This is a genomic window from Algibacter pectinivorans (genome assembly GCF_900112595.1).
GTDB lineage: Bacteria > Bacteroidota > Bacteroidia > Flavobacteriales > Flavobacteriaceae > Algibacter_B > Algibacter_B pectinivorans.
In genome coordinates, this window is the sequence record NZ_FOMI01000004.1 from 112,005 (window position 1) to 131,376 (window position 19,372).

Genomic DNA, 19,372 nt, shown 5'->3' on the forward strand with positions numbered 1-19,372 from the left:
AGGGATTTACAAGTATAAGTTTTACTTTTAAAATCTAAATAAATAAGTCCACACTAAAGCAAATTATTTAAAATGAAAAGCTATAACGTTTGCCTTAAAGACACAGCGAAAAAATTTACCAAAAGATTGTTTTACTCTTTATTTGATTGTGAGCAAGAAGAAACTCATGGCGATTATTTAGAAAACACGTTTATTGAAATCGTTTCAAAATTAGAAATTGAAAACGGTAAAGAAATTTGGGAAACCTTTAAAACCCAATTACCAGAAATAAGAAAAAAATTAGATTTAGATGCTATTGCTTTTGAGAGTAATGACCCGGCATCGCATTCGTTAACCGAAATATACTTGGCGTATCCTGGTTTTTATGCCATTTCAATTTATAGGCTAAGTCACGCACTTTATAAGTTAGGCGTACACATACTTCCTAGAATGATGAGCGAGTATATTCATGGAATTACCGGTGTAGATATTCATCCTGGGGCAACCATTGGCGATTCGTTTTATATCGATCATGGTACAGGAATTGTTATTGGCGAAACCTCTATTATAGGGAAGCACGTTAAAATATATCAAGGGGTAACTTTAGGTGGTATTTCGGTTTCTAAAAGTTTAGCCTCGACAAAACGTCATCCAACAATCGATGATAATGTGTGCATTTATGCAAACGCCACTATTTTGGGAGGCGATATTATTATTGGAGCAAATAGTATTATTGGAGCTAACGTTTGGATTACAGAATCGGTACCAGAAAACTCGTTAGTTACATATCAAACAGAAATAAAAATAAGACCTAGAAAGAATGGAATTCAAGAATAGTATTATTGGTCAAATTGGCAATACGCCATTGGTAGAAGCAACACACCTTATTTCGAAAAAAGGTGTGCGATTATTTTTAAAACTAGAAGGTAATAATCCGGGAGGGAGCGTTAAAGACCGACCTGCTTTTAATATGATTAATGAAGCTTTAAAACGAGGCGATATTAAAAAAGGTGGTACTTTAGTTGAAGCAACAAGCGGAAATACTGGAATTGCATTAGCATTTATAGCTAAACTTTTAGATTTAAAAATGGTGTTAATAATGCCTGAAAACTCTACCGAAGAGCGTGTTAAAACTATGCGCGCTTACGGTGCCGAGGTAATTTTAACACCGTCTGATGTTGGTATTGAAGGATCGCGAGATTTAGCATTTAAGCTTCGCGATGAAAAGGGTTATACCTTATTAAATCAGTTTGAGAATCCAGATAATTGGAAGGCACATTATAAAACTACGGGTCCAGAAATTTGGGAAGCTACAGCAGGTAAGGTAACGCACTTTGTATCTGCTATGGGAACCACAGGAACCATAACAGGAGTTTCAACCTATTTAAAAGAAAAAAATAAAGACATAACTATTGTTGGTGCGCAACCAGCCGATGGTGCCAGAATACCGGGTATTAGAAAATGGTCGCCAGAGTATGTACCAAAATTTTTCGATCCTAAAAAAGTAGATATTGTGGTAGATGTATCGGAAAACGATGCCAAACAAACAACCATTAACTTAGCCAAAGAAGAAGGTGTTTTTGCAGGTATGAGTAGTGGTGGCTCTGTGTTTTGCGCTTTAACCATAGCTGAACAAATAGAGGAAGGTGTTATTGTAGCCATTATTTGTGATAGAGGCGATCGTTATTTGTCTTCTACTTTGTTCGAATAGTTTGTTTATATATTAAAAGCTTCAATCGTACTTGAGTTTTCGACAGCGTCGGAATTAGAGATTTTAGAAATAATGAGTCGTAATGTTAGTTGGATTCAGGATTGAAAGTGCAACTTTTTTTTAAAACTAAAAATATAAAGTAATCAGCGAACGGTGCTTTAGCAATTTCCTTAAATCGTTTTGATTTTTTGGTTCGTTTTGCATCAAGGCAAAATGAACAGAATAGATTTTATTTTAAACAATAATACGAATTGTGATTTCGAAGGATATAGAGAGAAAGAATATTGGAATTATATTTCTTAATTAAACCTATAAGTTCGAAAAAAGACCGCGCAGGATAAGGAAAACAAAAATATAGTTAGTACTTTTGTGCGCGAGTTCATTAACGTACTAGTGTTATCAAGAAAGGTAGAGGGATTAGACCCGTTGAGGCCTTGGCAACCCTTTATCTTTTAAAGAAGGTGCTAAATTCTACTAATACAAACGTATTGGAAAGATAACGAAAAGTAATCCTTCACTTTTCTTGATGACATGCAGATAATACATATCAAATGTCGAATATACAACAAGCATTAAAAGAACGAATTTTAGTTTTAGATGGCGCCATGGGTACCATGCTACAAGCGTATAAATTCACCGAAGAAGATTTTAGAGGCGAGCGTTTTAAAGATTACCCAACACCATTACAGGGTAATAACGATTTGTTGTCTATTACACAGCCCGAAGCCATTAAAACCATTCATGCAAAATATTTTGAGGTTGGTGCAGATATTGTGGAAACCAATACGTTTTCTGGAACTACCATAGCTATGGCAGATTATCAAATGGAAGATTTGGTGTACGAATTAAATTATCAGTCGGCTAAAATAGCCAAAGAAGTTGCCGATGCATTTACAGCCAAAGAACCTCATAAACCACGTTTTGTTGCAGGTTCGATAGGGCCAACAAACCGTACGGCAAGTATGTCGCCCGATGTAAACGATCCAGGTTATAGAGCCGTAACTTTCGATGAGTTAAGAATAGCATACAAGCAACAAATAGAAGCTTTAGTTGATGGTGGTGTTGATTTGTTATTGGTTGAAACGGTTTTCGATACGCTTAACGCCAAAGCGGCATTATTTGCTATTGAAGAAGTTAAGGACGAACGCAGTATAGACATTCCAACCATGTTGAGCGGAACAATTACCGATGCATCAGGGAGAACCTTGTCTGGACAAACAGCCGAAGCTTTTTTAATTTCGGTGTCGCATATTCCGTTATTGTCGGTTGGTTTTAACTGTGCCTTAGGTGCCAATTTATTACAACCCCATTTGGAAGCTATCGCCAATAAAACAGATTTTGCTATTTCGGCACATCCAAATGCAGGATTGCCAAATGCTTTTGGAGAGTACGATGAAACTCCAGAAGAAATGGGAGAGCAAATTGAAGCGTATTTAAAAAAGAATTTAATTAATATTATAGGTGGTTGTTGCGGTACATCGCCAGAGCATATTAAGGTTATAGCTGATATTGCAGCTAAATATAAACCACGTGAATTTATAATTCCTAAGGAGGCAGGAATCCTATAAATAGGAGTTATGATTCTAGAGGTAGCCACATTACATATAAAGAAAGGACTTTCGGCAGAATTTGAAACTAGTTTTCAAAAGGCTGAAAAAATAATTTCTTCAATGAAAGGCTATATCTCGCACCAATTAAAAAAATGTATCGAGCAGGACGATAGATATATATTATTAGTAAACTGGGAAACCCTTGAAGATCATGAAATCGGGTTTAGAACATCCGATGCCTACCAACAATGGAAAGCATTATTACATCATTTTTATGAACCGTTTCCAACAGTAGAACATTATGTTTAGTTATTAGTAGTTCGTTATTAGTTAATTGTAAAAAAAATGAAATCATATATAGAACTTGATGTTTGGATTGAAGCTAGGAAGCTAGTTAGTCAAGTCTATCTAATAACTAATGATTTTCCAAAAGAAGAGGTGTATGGTATTACAAACCAAATTAGAAGGTGTTCGGTTTCAGTTCCATCTAATATAGCAGAGGGTTGCGGAAGACAAACACCCAAGGATATTATTCGTTTTTTGTATATCTCTAGAGGTTCTTTATATGAATTAGAAACTCAGTTATATCTTTCAAACGATTTGAAGTTTGTTTCAGAGGAAAAGTTAAATAATATATTATCTCAAATAGAAACTTGTAAAAAGTTGCTTAACGGATTTATCAATTATTACAAGAAATTAAAAGTATGAGTGAGCCTAATAACCAAAAACGAGTAACAGCACACCAAAGTAAATACATGAAATTGTCTGGTTTAGAACCTTTGGTTTTAAACGAAAACAGCAATTTTATAAATGTAGGTGAACGTACTAATGTTGCAGGGTCTAGAAAATTTCTTCGCTTAATTAAAGAAGAAAAATTTGATGAAGCTTTGGATATTGCACGTCATCAAGTAGATGGTGGTGCGCAAATAATCGATATTAATTTTGACGACGGATTAATTGATGGAAAAGAAGCCATGATTCGTTTTTTAAATTTAATTGCTGCCGAACCAGATATTTGTCGAGTGCCTATTATGATTGATAGTTCTAAATGGGAAATTATCGAAGCAGGCCTTAAAGTAGTACAAGGTAAATGTGTAGTAAATTCAATTTCTTTAAAAGAAGGCGAAGAAAAATTTATTTGGGAGGCCAAACAAATTAAACGCTACGGAGCTGCAGTAATTGTTATGGCTTTTGATGAAGTTGGACAAGCCGATAATTATGATAGACGTATAGAAATTGCGCAACGCTCGTACGATATTTTAGTAAATAAAGTTGGTTTCCCTTCTGAAGATATCATATTCGATTTAAATATTTTTCCTGTAGCAACAGGAATGGATGAGCACCGCAGAAATGCTATCGATTTTATTGAAGCTACGCGTTGGGTGCGTCAAAATCTAGAAAATGTTTCGGTTAGTGGAGGTGTAAGTAACGTGTCGTTTTCATTTAGAGGGAATAACGGTGTACGAGAAGCGATGCATTCTGTGTTTTTATACTATGCTATTCAAGCAGGTATGAACATGGGTATTGTAAATCCGGCTTTGCTAGAGGTTTATGATGATATTCCAAAGGATTTATTAGAGCATATTGAAGATGTTATTTTAGATAGAAGAGACGATGCTACAGAGCGTTTACTTGATTTTGCTGAAACCGTAAAAGGATCTAAAAAAGAAGCTGGAGCAGATTTATCATGGCGTGAAAATCCTTTGCAAGACCGTATTACTCATGCCTTAGTTAAAGGTATTGATGCTTTTATTATTGAAGATATTGAGCAAGCCAGACAAGAAGCAGAATCTCCAATCGAGGTCATTGAAGGTCATTTAATGATTGGTATGAATGTCGTTGGCGATTTGTTTGGTGCTGGAAAAATGTTTTTACCCCAGGTTGTAAAATCTGCTCGTGTAATGAAAAAAGCTGTTGGCTATTTAAACCCATTTATTGAGGCAGCAAAAACCGAAAAACAAGAGCCGGTTGGTAAAATATTAATGGCAACCGTTAAGGGCGATGTTCACGATATTGGTAAAAATATTGTAAGTGTTGTTTTAGCTTGTAATAATTACGAAATAGTGGATTTAGGGGTTATGGTACCACCCGAAAAAATTATTGAAACAGCTATTAAAGAACGTGTAGATGCTATTGGTTTGTCGGGTTTAATTACGCCATCGTTAGATGAAATGGTGTATTTGGCTAAAGAAATGCAACGTCAAAATTTTGAATTACCGTTACTTATTGGTGGTGCAACAACTTCAAAAGCACATACGGCAGTTAAAATAGATACCCAATATAACAATGCGGTAGTGCATGTAAATGATGCCTCTAGAGCAGTAACCGTTGTAGGCGATTTGTTAAACAAGAAAACATCGCATGCGTATGTTGCTAAAATGAAAGCAGATTATGATGAATTTAGAACCAAGTTTTTAAAACGCGGTAAAGAAAAATCATATATATCAATAGCAGAGGCAAGAAAAAGAAAATATAAAATAGATTGGGAAACTTCTGAAATTGTAAAGCCTAAGGAATTAGGTGTGCAGATTTTAAAGCAATTAAGCTTAAAAGAATTAGAACCGTTTATTGATTGGAGTCCGTTTTTTAGAAGTTGGGATTTACACGGTAAATTTCCAGATATTTTAACCGATGAAGTCGTAGGCGAACAAGCCACCATAATGTATAATGAAGCTCAGGTTTTAATTAAAGATATTATAGCGAAACAAGCGTTAAAACCAAAAGCTGTTTTTGGACTGTTTGAAGCAAACTCTATAAATGAAGATGACATTTTGGTAACTAAAAAAGGCCAAGACCCATTTGTGTTTAGAACTTTGCGTCAGCAATTAAAAAAGCGTGAAGGGATTCCTAATCACGCTTTAGCAGATTTTATTGCACCGCAAGACACGGGTAAAACCGATTATATAGGCGCATTTTGTGTTGGTATTTTTGGAGCCCAAGAATTAGCAGAAAGTTATAAAGCTAAGGAAGATGATTATAACGCCATAATGGTGCAAGCCATTGCCGATAGATTTGCAGAGGCTTTTGCTGAGTATTTACATAAGCAAATAAGAACCAAACATTGGGGTTATGCTGCCGATGAAGATTTAACGAATACCGATTTAATTAAAGAAAGTTATAAAGGTATTCGTCCAGCACCAGGATATCCAGCGTGTCCAGACCATTTAGAGAAGGAAACCATTTGGGAATTGCTAGAAGTTGAAAAACTAATAGGTGTAAAATTAACCGAGAGTTTAGCCATGTGGCCTGCAGCAGCAGTTTCGGGGTATTATTTTGGTAATCCGGAGGCTAAGTATTTTGGTTTAGGTAAAATTACCGACGACCAAGTAACAGATTATGCTACGCGAAAAGGAATAACAAAGGAGAAAGCTAGAAAGTGGTTGCACCCAACCTTAGCCGAAGAATAATTATGAAATTTATAGAATTAACTTTAGGAAGTTATGTGATATCTCATGGGTATGACAATAAGAATAAAGAAGTCTTGCAGCATGTAAATTCGGATACATTTTCGAAGAAACTTGTGGCTGTGTCTAGAATAAAATCGGTTAGCGAAAAATATATTTTAACAGATTATACCGATGGTAGATGGATTTATTGGGAGTATAAGGAAAGCTTTGATGAGGTAACAAAAATGCTAGGTTAGCCCGCGTTAGGGATTGCAGTGTAAAGCCCACAGCCCGACGTAGGAGGTGCGAGGACTTGCAACGTAAAGCCCGACCAATAGCGTTTCCTGCAAGGTTTAATAACCTTGTAGGTATGAAGCGAAGGGTAACGCCATAAAATAAAAAAGTAGCTTTAAGAATTCGTTTGTAAATTCGTGGCTAAGAAAATAGAATATTAACAATAAATAGATTCCTGCTTTCGCAGGAAATAGTAATGAAAGTAACAGACCATATAAAAAACGCTAACGGTAAAACTTTGTTTTCTTTTGAAGTGATACCGCCAAAAAAAGGAAAAAACATTCAGGATTTATACAATAATATAGATCCTTTAATGGAGTTTAAACCGCCATTTATTGATGTAACAACCTCTAGAGAGGAATATGTGTATATTGATAAAGGTAACGGACTTTTAGATAAGCGTATTACGCGAATGCGACCAGGAACGGTTGGTATTTGTGCGTCTATTATGCATAAGTATAAGGTGGATGCTATTCCGCATTTATTGTGTGGTGGTTTTACTAAAGAGGAAACAGAATATGTATTGGTAGATTGCCATTATTTAGGTTTGGATAATGTTATGGCGCTTCGTGGAGATTCCATGAAAGATGAGCCTTATTTTAAACCGGTTAAAGGTGGGAATGCCTATGCTAGCGAGTTGGTAGAGCAAATTGCGACTTTAAATAGAGGGCAATATTTACATGATGATGTTGTTGTAGAGCATAATTCTGATTTTTGTATTGGTGTTGCTGGCTACCCAGAAAAGCACATGGAAGCGCCATCGTTAGTTACAGACTTAAGACGTTTAAAAGCTAAGGTTGATGCTGGTGCAGATTACGTGGTTACGCAAATGTTTTTTGATAATAACAAGTATTTCGAGTTTGTTGATAAGGCAAGAGAAATGGGCATTAATGTGCCTATTATTCCGGGCATAAAACCTATTGCTGTAAAACGCCATTTACAAATTTTGCCGCAGGTTTTTAAAATTGATTTGCCTCAAGATTTAATTGATGCGGTTGAGGGTTGTAAGGATAACCAAGCAGTAAGACAGGTAGGTGTGGAGTTTGCCATACAGCAATCTAAAGAGTTGCGTGAAGCTGGTGTTCCTGTTTTACATTACTACTCTATGGGTAAAAGTGATAACGTAAAAGCCATTGCTCAAGCATTATTTTAATTATTGCTTTACTAGATATCCAATATGAAATTATTTTTTAGTTGTGTTTTAAGTTTTATTAGTGTTATTGGTTTTGCTCAGGATAAAACACACACATCGTATGTGGATGTGAATTATTTTCGAGGAAATATTGCGCTGCACAACAACGAAATTCTTCATTTAATTACGGGACATCCCGATGGTGTTATTTTAAGTTGGAATAAAAAAACGTACGGTTTTAAAGATTGGGAACAGCGTTTTAATTATCCGGATTATGGGGTGTCTTTTGCTTACCAAGACATGAAAAACCCTGTTTTAGGGAATAATTATTCGCTTTACGCACATTATAATTTTTACTTTTTTAAACGGCATTTAATGTTTCGTATTGGGCAAGGAATGGCACATAACACGAATCCGTACGATAGAGAAACCAATTTTAAAAATGTGGCATTTGGGTCTAAATTTGGCAGTAGTACTTACGTGATGTTAAACTATAAAAAGGAGCGTATTTTTGATAGGTTTGGGTTGCAAAGTGGATTTTCCTTAATTCATTACTCTAATGCTAATGTAAAATCGCCTAATAATGGTACAAATTCCATAACCTTTAATGTAGGTTTAACGTATAGTTTAGCAGATAAAGATTTAGAATATCAACATACTTTAGATAAACAAGCAGATCAGGCTTATTCTGAACCTATTAAATATAATGTGGTATTTAGAACGGGTATTAATGAAAGCGATATTTTTGGAAGCGGGCAATACGCTATGTATGTAGCATCTGCTTACACTGATAAACGGATTAATAAATCGAGTGCGGTGCAATTAGGAACCGATGTGTTTTTCTCTAACTTTTTAAAAGAGTTTATTTACTACAGAAGCGTTGCTTTTCCTGAAGATGGCCTTACAGGTAACGAAGACCATAAACGTGTTGGTATTTTTGCTGGTCATGAATTATTTATAAACAAAACATCACTTATTACGCAGTTGGGGTATTATGTGTATTATCCTTTCGATTTTGAAGGGCGTGTGTATACTAGACTTGGTTTAAAACGTTATTTCGCTAACAAATGGTTTGGTGTTATGTCGTTAAAATCTCATGGTGCAAAAGCTGAAGGTGTAGAATTTGGAATTGGTGTACGATTATGAAAAAGTTGATTTACATACTATTTTTAATTGTTGGTATTGCTTGCGATAGTGAAGATGCTGGTGATTGTTTTCAAAAAACTGGCGACATTATACAACAAGAGGTTACCGTTGCAAGTTTTACTAAACTTCTGGTAAACCGAGATGTTGAGCTAGTTATTAAACAAGATGCTACCCAAAGTGTTATTATTGAAACCGGAAAGAATTTATTAAATGATGTTACTGCCGAGGTTGTAGATGGCAGATTAACCTTAACCGATAATAATACTTGTAATTATGTTAGAGAATATGGTGTTACTAAAGTGTATGTTACGGCACCTAATATTACCGAAATAAGAAGCTCGACACAATTTGATATTCGTTCTGATGGGGTTTTAACGTATCCGGAGTTAACTATTTTATCTGAAGATTTTGGAGCTCCAGGTTCTTTTAATGTAGGCGATTTTAGGCTGCAAATTGATAACACGAGTTTTAGAGTGGTATTTAATAACTTATCGGTCGCTTATATTACCGGACAAACCGAGAATTTGAGTGTCACCTTTGCATCTGGAACGTCCCGTTTTGAAGGGCGTAATTTAGTGGCCCAAACAGTGAGTGTGAATAACAGAGGTTCCAACGATATGATTGTAAATCCACAGCAAGAAATTACTGGAACAATATCGGGTATTGGAGATGTTATTTCTGTAAATACACCTCCAATTATTAATGTAGAAGAAGTTTATAGAGGCCGATTAATTCTGGAATAAATTTACCGCCTGTTTTGCTATTTCTAACTCTTCGTTTGTTGGAATAACTAAAACTTTTACTTTGGAAGTGTCAGAGCATACAGCCGTTAATTTACTTGGGCGTATTTTATTTTTTTCAACATCTAAGTGGATGCCTAAATACTCCAAATCTGTACAGACCAGTTCGCGCATTTCTGGCGAGTTTTCGCCAATTCCAGCGGTAAACACAATGGCATCCAATCCGTTTAATATGGCGGTATAGCTTCCTATATATTTTTTAATGCGATACGCATTCATTTGTAAAGCCAGCTTACAGACTCTATTTCCTTTTTCAGCTTCCGCTTGAATATCTCTTAAATCACTATATCCAGTTAATCCTAACATGCCACTTTTTTTCTGTAAAAGGGTGTTAATTTCATCCAAACTATAATCTAATTTTTTTGCTAAATGAAAAATTACAGAAGGATCGATAGCGCCACTTCGTGTGCCCATAATTAAGCCATCTAGAGGCGTTAACCCCATAGAATGGTCAATACTTTTACCATCTTTTATTGCCGTAATGCTACAACCGTTTCCTAAATGTATGCTTATTATTTTAGAATGTTGTTTGCCTAAATAATCAATTGCATTTTCTGATACGTATTTATGACTTGTGCCATGAAACCCATATAAACGGATTTTGTATTGTTCTGAAAACTCATTAGGAATGGCATATTTGTAAACATGCTCGGGTATAGTTTGATGAAATGCGGTATCGAAAACGGCAACTTGCTTAGCCTTAGGGAATACAATTTCGGCAACTTCAATACCTTCAAAATTAGCAGGATTATGCAATGGCGCTAAACTAAAAAGGTCTTTTATTTTAGCTTTTACAGATGGCGTGATTTCGGTTGTTTTATTAAACGATGCACCACCTTGAACTACGCGATGGCCAACAATATCAATACCATCAGCCGATTTTATAATGCCCGTTTCTTTATGTAGTAATTGTTTAGATAGTAATTCTAAACCTACTTTATGGTTGGGTATAGCTTCAATAACCTGAATAGTATTGCCATTTGTTTTGAATATAAATTTTGCATCTTCAAACCCAATGCGCTCAATTAAGCCAGAACATAAAATAGTGGCTTCGGGCATGGCGAATAATTGAAATTTTAAGGAAGAACTTCCCGAATTTAAAACTAATACTTGCATATATTAAAAATCTTGAGCTTGAATGGCGGTTATAATTACGGTGCTATAAATATCGTCGGCAGTACAACCTCTACTTAAATCGTTTACAGGTTTGTTTAAACCTTGTAGCATTGGGCCAATAGCTAAAGCTCCTGTTTCTCGTTGTACCGCTTTGTAAGTGTTGTTACCTGTATTTAAATCTGGAAAAATTAAAACGCTTGCTTGTCCTGCAACTTCCGAGTCTGGTAATTTACTTTTACCAATACGCATATCTACTGCGGCATCGTATTGAATAGGCCCTTCAATTTTTAAGTCTGGAGCCTTTGCTTTTGCAATTTCTGTAGCTTTTCTAACGCGTTCTACATCTTCACCTTTACCAGAAGCACCAGATGAATACGACAACATTGCAACCTTAGGTTCTACGCCAAAATCTTTAGCAGTTTTGGCAGATGAAATGGCTATTTCGGCTAGTTGCTCTGCATTTGGGTTTGGGTTAATAGCACAATCTCCAAAAATGGAAACGCGGTCTTCTAAACACATAAAGAATACTGAAGAGACAATATTTACGCCGGGTTTAGTTTTTATAAATTGCAACGCAGGACGCAAGGTATGTGCTGTAGTATGAATGGCTCCCGAAACCATACCATCGGCATGTCCTTTATAAATCATCATGGTTGCAAAATACGACACATCGGACATGGCATCTCGAGCCATATCTAAGTTAACGTTTTTATGTTTTCTTAGCTCATAAAACGTATTTACATAGTCCTTAAAGTGCGGTGAGTTTTGAGGGAAAACAATATTAACGTCTTCTATGTTTAACGGTATATCGTAACGTATAAGGCGTTCGCGTATTTTATCTTCCTCGCCAATTAAAGTTAAATCGACCACACGAGCATCAATTAAACGGGCTGCTGCACGTAAAATACGTTCGTCGTAGCCTTCGGGTAAAACTATATGTTTTTTATCTTTTAATGCACGCTGCAGTAAATTGTACTGAAACATTCTTGGGGTGAAAATACCAGATTCAAAAGTAACTAAGTCCTCAGCTAATTTTTCTGTGGCTACATGTTTTTCAAAAGTAGCAATAGAAGTTTCAATTTTTTCGGTGTTTTCGGCATAAATTCTAGAACGTATTTTACCTATTGTATTGGTTACATAAAAGGTTCCCGCTTTAACGCTAATAATAGGCACAACACTAGATAATCCCTCAATTAATTTCAGAATAGGTTCTTCTGGAATTAAACCACCTGTTAAAATAATACCTGATATTTTTGGGTAATTTTTAGAGATGTTGGCTTGTAGCGCCCCTAAAATAATATCTGCTCTATCACCAGGTGTAATTACTAAGGAGTTTTCCTTTAAATGCGTTAGGTAGTTACGTAGCTGCATTGCTCCCACGCTAAAATTTTCGGCTTGGTTATTTATCATATCCTCACCAAAAAGAATGGTGCCATCAAGTTTTTTAGAAATTTCCTTAATGGTTGGGCTTGCTAAACTTTTAATTTTTGGGATAACCGTAATATCGGTTCCACTATTAATTCTAGCTTTTAAAAGCGATTTTAAAGTGCTAACATCGTTAGGGTTAATTTTATTGGTCATTAAAGACAGCACTTCAACTTCTCCTTTAAAGGTATCGTGAGCTAATTGTACATTATCTACGATTTCCGATAAAGATTTCCCATCACCTTGCGAAACAATGATGGCTGGTAATCCTAAGTTTTTAGATATAAGAAGGTTAATGTCTAATTCTAAACTCGAGTTTTCATGCGAAAAATCGGTGCCCTCAACCAAAACAAAATCAAAGTGGTCTTCTAGGTATTTATATTTTTTTATGATTTCGTCAATAACATCGCCCGATTTTCCTTTGTTGTATAAATCTAAAACCTGGCTTCTGGTGTAAGCAAAGGTTTTTTTATAATTAATATCAAGTTCAAAATAGGAAATCACAGTATTTATATGATTATCCATTTCACCGGCTTTTGTGTCTTCAATAATTGGTCTAAAGTATCCTACTTTGGCCGTTTTACCGAGTAGCATACGCATTAAACCAAGTACAACAACCGATTTGCCGCTATTGGGTTCGATAGTTGCTACATAAATTCCTTTGCTCATTGTATTAGTTTATGGTTTAAAAAATACTAGAATGCGCCTTGTAGGGCTCTAATATTTAAAATCATTTTATTTTTTAATATGGTCTTGCAACAAAAATAAAACTTGGATACCTTTTTAAAGATGATAATTATCATGTATTGGTTAACCAATTTTAAAAATAAAGTAGGAATATATTATTTATTTATGAAATAACAGGTGTTATACACTGGTTAATTCTCTAAATAAGGTTTCTAAACTGGTGTTTTTTTGATTAAGCTGAAGGATTTTTAACTCGTTGTCATGGGCAAAATCAAATACGTACGAGCGCATATCTTCTGAGGTTTTAAAAGTGATTTCGTAAACAAAATCATAGGTGTTTACCACTTTACTAACCTTTGGTAATTTTAGTAAAAAAGCGTCTTCAACACGGTAATCAAACTCTACAATAACCACTTGTTCCTTTTCGTCGCGTAGGTCTTTTAATTTTTTATCTGCTACTATTTCGCCTTTATTAATAATAATAACACGGTCGCACATGGCTTCAACCTCTTGCATTATATGTGTAGAAAGAAATACAGTTTTGGTGGTGCCTATAGATTTTATAAGGTTTCTAATATCTACTAATTGGTTTGGGTCTAAACCGGTTGTTGGTTCGTCTAAAATTAAAACTTCTGGATCGTGCAGTAAGGCATTAGCTAAACCTACTCGTTGCCGATACCCTTTAGATAGCTCTCCAATTTTTTTGTGAGCTTCTGGTGTTAGGCCAGTTAATTCAATGACTTCATCTATACGGTTTTTGCTAACACCATAAATATTTGCATTGAAGCTTAGATACTCCTTTATATACTGCTCTAAATATAAAGGGTTATGTTCTGGAAGGTATCCAACACTCTGTTGTACGGCTTTGGTGTTTGTTAGTATATCAAAACCATTTACCTTAACCGTCCCTCCGTTGGCATTAAGGTAGGTAGTTAAAATTTTCATCATGGTAGATTTACCTGCGCCATTAGGCCCTAAAAAACCAACTATTTCTGGTTTACCTACTTTAAAGGAAATGTTATTTAAAGCTTTTTGTTTTCCGTAAATTTTAGATATGTTATTAACCTCAATAGACATAATTAAATTAATTTGTTCAAAAATAAATGATTATATAATGTAAAGTGATATTTACTATAAAATCTTTAAAACTTTTCAGAAAAATTAAAAAAAGGTTTTAATGTATTTTGATTTCTTAAATAATTAATTACTTTAGCCACTCAATTATGACAATGACAACAGGTTATACATATTTTAGCAACTATTTCTATTTCTTTTTTAGCAAAAGAAACGAGACGCTGTATGTATAATTTATAGGTATAAATTAAAGTATGAGTCTCGATGAAAATCGAGACTTTTTTTTGTTTAACCTTTAATGCATTTAATAGTAATTTAAAGTAAAATAGTATTAAAAATTAAGTTTTGATAAACAAAGTAGCCATACAAGGTGTAATAGGATCTTTTCATCACATTGTGTCGCAGGAGTTTTTTAGTAACCCTGTAGATGTTATAGAGTGTATGACTTTTGATAGAGTTGTAGACGCTCTAATTACTAAAGAATGTGATGCTGCTATTATGGCTTTAGAGAATTCTATTGCGGGTTCTATAATTCCTAATTATGCATTAATTGATAAGTATGGTTTACATATTGTTGGGGAGCATTATTTGGATATACAGCATAATTTAATGGGGTTGCCAAATCAAAATATCGAAGATATTAAAGAAGTGTATTCGCACCCAATGGCCTTATTGCAATGTAAAGCGTTTTTTAAGCAATATCCGCATATTAAACTGGTTGAAGATAAAGATACTGCCGAGGTTGCACGACGTATACAAGAAAAAAATATACCAGGTATTGGTGCCATTGCTAGTGTTAAAGCAGCCGAAATTTTCGAGTTAGATATTTTAGCACATAGCATACAAACTATTAAACATAACGAAACGCGTTTTGTTATTGTAAAGCGTAAAAATGCTGAGGTATTAGAAAGTGAAATAAATAAAGCTTCGGTTAAGTTTGAAGCTAACCATAAAAGAGGGAGTCTTGCCACTATTTTAAATGTAATGAGCGATTGTAAGCTTAATTTAACAAAAATTCAATCTTTACCAATCGTGGAGACCCCATGGAAGTATGCATTTTTTGTAGATGTAACTTTCGAGAATTATTTAGACTTTAAAAAAGCAAAATCTGTAATAGATATTATGGGCGACGATTTTAAAGTGTTAGGAGAATATAAAAATGCCAAGATATGATTGAACCAGCTATAAGGTTACAAACGGTTGAAGAATATTACTTTTCTAAAAAATTAAGAGAAGTAAACTTGCTTATTGCAAACGGAAAACCGGTTATAAACCTAGGTATTGGGAGTCCAGATTTACAACCACCAAAAAAGGTGTTATCTGCTATTTCTGCAAGTTTTGAAAACCCAATAGCTCATAAATACCAGAGTTACCAGGGATTACCAGAACTAAGAGATGCCATATCGCGTTTTTATAAAGATCAGTTTTCGGTAAATATTAGTCCGAGTACAGAGGTTTTACCGTTAATGGGAAGTAAGGAAGGTATTATGCATATTTCTATGGCCTACTTAAATGAAGGCGATGAAGTTTTAATTCCTAATCCTGGATACCCAACCTACCAATCGGTTACAAAATTAGTAGGTGCTAAAGGTGTGCTTTACGAGTTGGATGAAGCTAATAACTGGATGCCAGATTTTAAAGCTTTAGAAAGCCAAGATTTAAGTAAAGTGAAGCTAATGTGGGTTAATTATCCGCATATGCCAACAGGAGCAAAACCTACTAATTATGTTTTTGAAGAGTTAGTAGCATTTGGTAAGCGTCATAATATTTTAATAGTTAATGATAATCCGTATAGTTTTATTTTAAACGATGCCCCTAAAAGTATTTTAAGTGTTGAAGGCGCAAAAGAGGTGTGTTTAGAGTTAAACTCTTTAAGTAAAACCTTTAATATGGCCGGATGGCGTGTAGGAATGGTTTTAGGATCTAGCGAGCATATTAGTAATATTTTAAAAGTAAAAAGTAATATGGATTCTGGTATGTTTTACGGCATACAAAAAGGGGCTATTGAGGCTTTAAAATGTTCTAGCATGTGGTTTGCTACTTTAAATAATGTGTATAAAGAACGCAGAAATTTAGTTTGGCAATTGGCCGATGCATTAAATTGTACTTACGATAGGGAGGCTACAGGACTTTTTGTTTGGGCAAAATTACCAGCGTATTTAAAGTCTGAAGAGTTTATTGATGTAGTACTAAAAGAGAACCATATTTTTATTACACCAGGCACTATTTTTGGAACCAAAGGCGAAGGTTATATTAGGTTTTCTTTATGCGCATCGACCGAAGTTTTAGAAGAAGCTATAGCGCGAGTTAAGTAGTATGCAGTAGCAATAACAGTTTACAGTTGTTGTGGACAAAAGTTAATAAGTAAAAAGAATATTAAAATAAAAAAGTAATTTACCCGTAACAGTTCTCTCTCCTTTGGAGAGGGTTAGGGAGAGGCTTTATGAAAAATATATACGCCATAGGAGTAGGTTTAATAGGAGGCAGTCTTGCTATTGATATTAAGAAGCATAATCCGGATGTGATTATTCATGGTATTAGTAGAAAAGATGCTACACTAGAAAAAGCCTTGGAACTCGGTTTAATTGATAAAAAAGCAACTTTAGACGATCTTGGAAATGCCGATTTGGTTATTGTATCTATTCCGGTAGATGCTACGGTAAAATTGCTACCAACCATTTTAGATAAAATATCGGATACTGGTTTAGTGGTTGATGCAGGTTCTACTAAAGAAGCGATTTGTAAAGTGGTTGAAAATCACCCAAAACGTCGTAACTTTTTAGCGATGCATCCTATTGCAGGAACAGAACACTCGGGACCTACAGCAGCTATTGAAGGTTTGTTTATTGGGAAAACAAATATTGTTTGTGAGGTTGAAAAAACAACATTTAAGCTACAGGAAAAAGCATTAAAGTTGTTTACAGATATTGGTATGCGCATTCGTTATATGAACCCTAAAGATCATGATAAACACATTGCTTATGTGTCGCATTTATCGCACATTAGTTCGTTTATGCTAGGTAAAACGGTAATTGATAAGGAACGTAATGAGCGCGATATTTTTGATATGGCAGGAAGTGGATTTGCATCTACGGTGCGTTTGGCTAAAAGTTCGCCCGAAATGTGGACACCTATTTTTAAGCAAAATAAAGCCAATGTGGTGGAAACTTTAGAGGAGTATATAAATAATTTAACGCATTTTAAGGAGTTAATGAAAAGTGATAACTTTGACGAGATTTTTAATGAAATGCAAAACACCAATCATATTAAAGATATTTTGAATGGTATTGTTTAATAGGAAGCCCCTCCTAACCTCTCCAAAGGGGAGGAACGCTTACTCTTATTAAAAGTTTGAGTAAATGTGCCCCTCCTTTGAAGGGATTAGGGGAGGCCTCCAAGTAAGAGAATAAAAGAGTACAAAATAAATAGTAAATGAAATAGCTTAAGCGGCTAAATATTAAGTAAAAATGGAAAACACAAAAAAAATGAGAACCTGGTTAGATGATTTAAATTTAGATCATCCGTTAGTAATTGCAGGTCCATGTAGCGCAGAAACAGAAGAGCAAGTATTAAAAATTGCTCACGAATTGAAAGATACAGATGTAAGCTATTTTAGAGCTGGGATTTGGAAACCAAGAACTAGACCTGGAATGTTTGAAGGTGTTGGTGCTTTAGGTTTGAAATGGTTACAAAAAGTTAAGGCCGAAACAGGAATGAAAGTGTGTACGGAGGTTGCTAATGCGGCTCATGTAAAATTAGCTTTAGAGCATGATATTGATTTATTATGGATTGGTGCACGTTCTACAGTGTCTCCTTTTATTATGCAAGAGATTGCTGATGCTTTAAAAGGTACTGATAAACCAGTACTAATTAAAAACCCAGTAAATCCAGATTTAGCTTTATGGTTAGGTGGTATAGAAAGAATTTATACGGCTGGTGTTAAAAATATTGGTGCGATACATAGAGGTTTTTCTACTTACGAAAAAACGAAATATAGAAATACTCCAGAATGGCAATTGGCTATCGAGTTTCAAAATAAATTCCCTGATATTCCATTAATTAACGACCCATCGCATATTACAGGAAAGAGAGATATGATTTTTGATGTTTCGCAAACGGCTTTAGATTTAAACTTTGATGGTTTAATGATTGAAACGCACTACGATCCTGAAAATGCTTGGAGTGATGCTGCACAACAGGTTACACCGTCTACCTTAGTTCAAATTATGAAAGATTTGAAAATTAGAAAAGAGTCTAATGCAGAAGCAGAATACAATAGTTCTTTAGAGAATTTAAGAGCTCAAATTGATGTTGTTGATAATCAAATTCTTGAATTATTAGGTAAAAGAATGAAAACTTCAGACAACATTGGTGCCCTTAAAAAGCAAAAAAACGTTGCGGTTTTACAATCTAAACGTTGGAACGAAATTTTAGGTAAAATGGTACTTGAAGGTGAGCAACATGGTTTAAGTGAAGAGTTTATCTTGAAAATGTTTAAAGCGGTTCATCAAGAATCTATTAACCATCAAGAAAAAGTGATTAACGGATAATTAGTATAGACTAATTTCAATAAAAAAAAGCCTCGCATTGCGAGGCTTTTTTTATAAATAATTTTAATATTATTTATTTCTTTTAAATATATATCTTGTAATAAAAATACCTTGTCCGTCACCTTTTCCACCTTCGCTTTCTACACCACTAGTTACAAAGGCAAGTTCCCAACCTTCTTCAATCATGGTGTTTATTTTAGATTCAATAATAGCATCGTTAGCAGCAATGTTTTGGAAACGAATACCTCCAATATTGTAAAAGTTTAATAGTTTAGTTTCATCAAATCCTTTAACTCTTATTTCGCCACGTTTAGATTTGTTACGTGTATTATCTTCCTCGGTTTGTGTTGATGTAAACTCTTTGTAATCTTTCTTTTCGTTAGCACTAATAATTCTAGAACGTCCTAAACCGTTTGGAACAATAGATTCCACACTTGTTACTACTTTGTATTCTACTTGGGCATTGGTTTCAATAAAAGTAAATAATGCGATAGTTAATACAATTAATAATTTTTTCATGTT

18 protein-coding genes and 1 riboswitch are annotated in these 19,372 nt (G+C 34.6%); of the genes, 14 read left to right on the plus strand and 4 right to left on the minus strand.

Annotation, left to right across the window (positions count from 1 at the left end; translation table 11 throughout):
- The first annotated feature begins 72 nt into the window (after window positions 1–72).
- From epsC to BMY96_RS07705, 10 genes are all read left to right on the plus strand, one after another.
- Entirely contained in the window at window positions 73–816 is a 744-nt protein-coding gene (gene epsC / locus BMY96_RS07660) for a serine O-acetyltransferase EpsC (protein ID WP_092851061.1), read from the plus strand.
- Window positions 800–1,690, plus strand: a complete 891-nt coding sequence (gene cysM / locus BMY96_RS07665; protein WP_092851062.1) for a cysteine synthase CysM — start codon at window positions 800–802, stop codon at window positions 1,688–1,690. Before epsC ends, cysM begins: the two co-directional genes overlap by 17 nt.
- A gap of 393 nt (window positions 1,691–2,083) precedes the next feature.
- Window positions 2,084–2,193: riboswitch (SAM riboswitch) on the plus strand.
- A 48-nt stretch (window positions 2,194–2,241) separates the two neighbouring features.
- Window positions 2,242–3,258: a homocysteine S-methyltransferase family protein gene (locus BMY96_RS07670; RefSeq protein WP_092851064.1), complete on the plus strand. Its 1,017-nt coding sequence runs from the start codon at window positions 2,242–2,244 to the stop codon at window positions 3,256–3,258.
- A 9-nt stretch (window positions 3,259–3,267) separates the two neighbouring features.
- Window positions 3,268–3,549 carry an antibiotic biosynthesis monooxygenase family protein gene (locus tag BMY96_RS07675; RefSeq protein WP_092851065.1) on the plus strand — a complete coding sequence of 94 codons (282 nt, stop codon included), beginning with the start codon at window positions 3,268–3,270 and terminating at the stop codon, window positions 3,547–3,549.
- A 36-nt stretch (window positions 3,550–3,585) separates the two neighbouring features.
- On the plus strand, window positions 3,586–3,948 hold the full coding sequence (locus BMY96_RS07680; protein ID WP_092851066.1) for a four helix bundle protein: 363 nt from the start codon (window positions 3,586–3,588) through the stop codon (window positions 3,946–3,948).
- Window positions 3,945–6,647, plus strand: coding sequence for a methionine synthase (metH, locus tag BMY96_RS07685; RefSeq protein WP_092851068.1), 2,703 nt, complete (start codon window positions 3,945–3,947; stop codon window positions 6,645–6,647). Before BMY96_RS07680 ends, metH begins: the two co-directional genes overlap by 4 nt.
- A 2-nt stretch (window positions 6,648–6,649) precedes the next feature.
- Entirely contained in the window at window positions 6,650–6,883 is a 234-nt protein-coding gene (locus BMY96_RS07690) for a hypothetical protein (RefSeq protein WP_092851069.1), read from the plus strand.
- 233 nt (window positions 6,884–7,116) lie between these two features.
- Window positions 7,117–8,073, plus strand: coding sequence for a methylenetetrahydrofolate reductase [NAD(P)H] (gene metF / locus BMY96_RS07695; protein WP_092851070.1), 957 nt, complete (start codon window positions 7,117–7,119; stop codon window positions 8,071–8,073).
- A gap of 24 nt (window positions 8,074–8,097) precedes the next feature.
- Entirely contained in the window at window positions 8,098–9,198 is a 1,101-nt protein-coding gene (locus BMY96_RS07700; protein ID WP_092851072.1) for an acyloxyacyl hydrolase, read from the plus strand.
- Window positions 9,195–9,941, plus strand: coding sequence for a head GIN domain-containing protein (locus BMY96_RS07705; protein ID WP_175473534.1), 747 nt, complete (start codon window positions 9,195–9,197; stop codon window positions 9,939–9,941). Before BMY96_RS07700 ends, BMY96_RS07705 begins: the two co-directional genes overlap by 4 nt.
- On the opposite strand, the gene BMY96_RS07710 is transcribed toward BMY96_RS07705, so the two are convergent.
- The 3 genes from BMY96_RS07710 to gldA form a co-directional block, all read right to left on the minus strand.
- Entirely contained in the window at window positions 9,927–11,114 is a 1,188-nt protein-coding gene (locus tag BMY96_RS07710) for an acetate/propionate family kinase (protein ID WP_092851073.1), read from the minus strand. The two genes, BMY96_RS07705 and BMY96_RS07710, sit on opposite strands and share 15 nt — an antisense overlap.
- Before the next feature lie 3 nt (window positions 11,115–11,117).
- Window positions 11,118–13,208 (minus strand): phosphate acetyltransferase, encoded by a 2,091-nt coding sequence (gene pta / locus BMY96_RS07715; protein ID WP_092851075.1) that lies wholly within the window; start codon window positions 13,206–13,208, stop codon window positions 11,118–11,120.
- Window positions 13,209–13,406: 198 nt separating this feature from the next.
- A complete protein-coding gene (gene gldA, locus BMY96_RS07720) occupies window positions 13,407–14,303 on the minus strand; it encodes a gliding motility-associated ABC transporter ATP-binding subunit GldA (protein WP_092851076.1) in 897 nt (298 codons plus the stop codon).
- Window positions 14,304–14,645: 342 nt separating this feature from the next.
- On the opposite strand from gldA, the gene BMY96_RS07725 reads away from it, so the two are divergent.
- From BMY96_RS07725 to BMY96_RS07740, 4 genes are all read left to right on the plus strand, one after another.
- Window positions 14,646–15,473: a prephenate dehydratase gene (locus BMY96_RS07725; protein ID WP_092851077.1), complete on the plus strand. Its 828-nt coding sequence runs from the start codon at window positions 14,646–14,648 to the stop codon at window positions 15,471–15,473.
- Window positions 15,470–16,615 (plus strand): pyridoxal phosphate-dependent aminotransferase, encoded by a 1,146-nt coding sequence (locus BMY96_RS07730; RefSeq protein WP_092851079.1) that lies wholly within the window; start codon window positions 15,470–15,472, stop codon window positions 16,613–16,615. Before BMY96_RS07725 ends, BMY96_RS07730 begins: the two co-directional genes overlap by 4 nt.
- Before the next feature lie 128 nt (window positions 16,616–16,743).
- Window positions 16,744–17,595: a prephenate dehydrogenase gene (locus BMY96_RS07735; protein ID WP_092851080.1), complete on the plus strand. Its 852-nt coding sequence runs from the start codon at window positions 16,744–16,746 to the stop codon at window positions 17,593–17,595.
- A 172-nt stretch (window positions 17,596–17,767) separates the two neighbouring features.
- Window positions 17,768–18,850, plus strand: a complete 1,083-nt coding sequence (locus tag BMY96_RS07740) for a bifunctional 3-deoxy-7-phosphoheptulonate synthase/chorismate mutase type II (RefSeq protein ID WP_092851082.1) — start codon at window positions 17,768–17,770, stop codon at window positions 18,848–18,850.
- A 69-nt stretch (window positions 18,851–18,919) separates the two neighbouring features.
- Here the strand turns inward: BMY96_RS07740 and BMY96_RS07745 are convergent, their stop codons facing one another.
- Complete coding sequence (locus BMY96_RS07745; protein WP_092851084.1) at window positions 18,920–19,369, minus strand: hypothetical protein; 450 nt, start codon at window positions 19,367–19,369, stop codon at window positions 18,920–18,922.
- Between the last annotated feature and the right edge of the window lie 3 nt (window positions 19,370–19,372).

Coding starts and splice junctions, on each gene's coding strand:
- epsC (WP_092851061.1), top strand. CDS start 73: ATGAAAAGCTATAACGTTTGCCTTAAAGACACAGCGAAAAAATTTACC.
- cysM (WP_092851062.1), top strand. CDS start 800: ATGGAATTCAAGAATAGTATTATTGGTCAAATTGGCAATACGCCATTG.
- BMY96_RS07670 (WP_092851064.1), top strand. CDS start 2,242: ATGTCGAATATACAACAAGCATTAAAAGAACGAATTTTAGTTTTAGAT.
- BMY96_RS07675 (WP_092851065.1), top strand. CDS start 3,268: ATGATTCTAGAGGTAGCCACATTACATATAAAGAAAGGACTTTCGGCA.
- BMY96_RS07680 (WP_092851066.1), top strand. CDS start 3,586: ATGAAATCATATATAGAACTTGATGTTTGGATTGAAGCTAGGAAGCTA.
- metH (WP_092851068.1), top strand. CDS start 3,945: ATGAGTGAGCCTAATAACCAAAAACGAGTAACAGCACACCAAAGTAAA.
- BMY96_RS07690 (WP_092851069.1), top strand. CDS start 6,650: ATGAAATTTATAGAATTAACTTTAGGAAGTTATGTGATATCTCATGGG.
- metF (WP_092851070.1), top strand. CDS start 7,117: ATGAAAGTAACAGACCATATAAAAAACGCTAACGGTAAAACTTTGTTT.
- BMY96_RS07700 (WP_092851072.1), top strand. CDS start 8,098: ATGAAATTATTTTTTAGTTGTGTTTTAAGTTTTATTAGTGTTATTGGT.
- BMY96_RS07705 (WP_175473534.1), top strand. CDS start 9,195: ATGAAAAAGTTGATTTACATACTATTTTTAATTGTTGGTATTGCTTGC.
- BMY96_RS07710 (WP_092851073.1), bottom strand. CDS start 11,114: ATGCAAGTATTAGTTTTAAATTCGGGAAGTTCTTCCTTAAAATTTCAA.
- pta (WP_092851075.1), bottom strand. CDS start 13,208: ATGAGCAAAGGAATTTATGTAGCAACTATCGAACCCAATAGCGGCAAA.
- gldA (WP_092851076.1), bottom strand. CDS start 14,303: ATGTCTATTGAGGTTAATAACATATCTAAAATTTACGGAAAACAAAAA.
- BMY96_RS07730 (WP_092851079.1), top strand. CDS start 15,470: ATGATTGAACCAGCTATAAGGTTACAAACGGTTGAAGAATATTACTTT.
- BMY96_RS07735 (WP_092851080.1), top strand. CDS start 16,744: ATGAAAAATATATACGCCATAGGAGTAGGTTTAATAGGAGGCAGTCTT.
- BMY96_RS07740 (WP_092851082.1), top strand. CDS start 17,768: ATGGAAAACACAAAAAAAATGAGAACCTGGTTAGATGATTTAAATTTA.
- BMY96_RS07745 (WP_092851084.1), bottom strand. CDS start 19,369: ATGAAAAAATTATTAATTGTATTAACTATCGCATTATTTACTTTTATT.